Origin of the sequence: Xanthovirga aplysinae (assembly GCF_009711365.1) — a bacterium.
GTDB classification, from domain to species: Bacteria; Bacteroidota; Bacteroidia; order Cytophagales; family Cyclobacteriaceae; genus Xanthovirga; species Xanthovirga aplysinae.
On record NZ_SMMB01000386.1, the window covers coordinates 1 to 1,352 of the forward strand.

Genomic DNA, 1,352 nt, shown 5'->3' on the forward strand with positions numbered 1-1,352 from the left:
TAGATCCTAAATATAAGCAAATTCCATTTTCTGTAGAATATTCTTATGAGGTGACTCTAAATGGTTATTTATCCTTTCCTGCCTGGTATCCTCAAAATGTTTATAATGTATCGGTGAAAGAAGCTTCTCTTGAATTAAGAGTCTCTGCCAAGGAGGAAGTTCAAACAAAGGAAATTAACGGATTACCAAAAGCCCAAATTACATTTGATCAGAATGGACAAGTACTATATAAGTGGAAGGTTTTTGATTTGCCTCACTTAGAGAAGAAGGCATTTAATTTAGCATTAGAAGAGATATCTCCAGGGCTTTTAATATCTCCTACCCATTTCCAATTAGATGGTTATATAGGAAGTTTTATAAGTTGGAGTGAGTTTGGGAACTGGTATGCTAAATTAAACTCAGATAAAAGTGAATTATCAGCTGAGACAAGAAAATATTTGGATGAAATAAGTCATTCCCTAATTGATCAAAAAGAGTTAGTGAAGGCTATTTATCATTATATGCAGAGCAGGGTTCGATACGTTTCCATACAATTAGGTGTTGGAGGCTTTAGATCGATACCGGCAGATGTTGTAGATCAGACATCATATGGGGATTGTAAAGCATTGAGTAACTATATGAAAGCTATGCTGGATTATGTGGGAATTAAATCAAATTATGTATTGATAAGAGCAGGAAAGGACAGTCCTAATATAAATTTCGACTTTCCTAATAATCAATTTAATCATCTGTTTTTAGCAGTTCCTTTTGAGAATGATACTATATGGTTAGAATGCACCAGCCAACTAACCGAGCCGAATTATTTAGGGACATTTACTGATGGAAGAAATGCTCTTTGGATTGAATATGGAAATAGTAAGATTATTAAAACTCCTTCTTATAAGGCGTCTAAAAATAAAACTACCACCTATGCAACTCTTAAACTGGATGAGTATGGAAATGGCGGTTTTATCATAAAAAATTTAAAAGGAGGAATTTATTATGATGATTTTATTAAATATAAAAGCGCCAATAAAGATGGAAAATTAAAGCTTGATTATGAGAAATTTCCCTTTTTAAACTATGAAATTCTTTCATCTTCTGTGGAAAAAGTAAAAGATTCTCTTCAATATGAAGAGCATTATAAATTAAATATAGAGAATATAGCTCAGAGATCATCCAATGGATTGATTTTACCGATTAATCTATTGGAGCCTTTAGAAAACATACCAGCCTCTGTTTCTAAGGATAATATAATTGATATTAGACGGGGGTATTCCTTCGATGAAGAAATTAAAATAGAGGTACCACAAGGTTTTTCATTCAAATTTTTACCTAAACAGGGTGAGATTGAAGGTGAATTTGGAAGGTAC

Annotated in this window: 1 protein-coding gene; it reads left to right on the plus strand. The window is 32.5% G+C overall.

Annotated elements, in window-relative coordinates; all coding sequences use genetic code 11:
- The coding region (locus tag E1171_RS23385; protein WP_187696158.1) for a transglutaminase-like domain-containing protein at nt 1-1,352 on the plus strand (1,352 nt) is incomplete at both ends.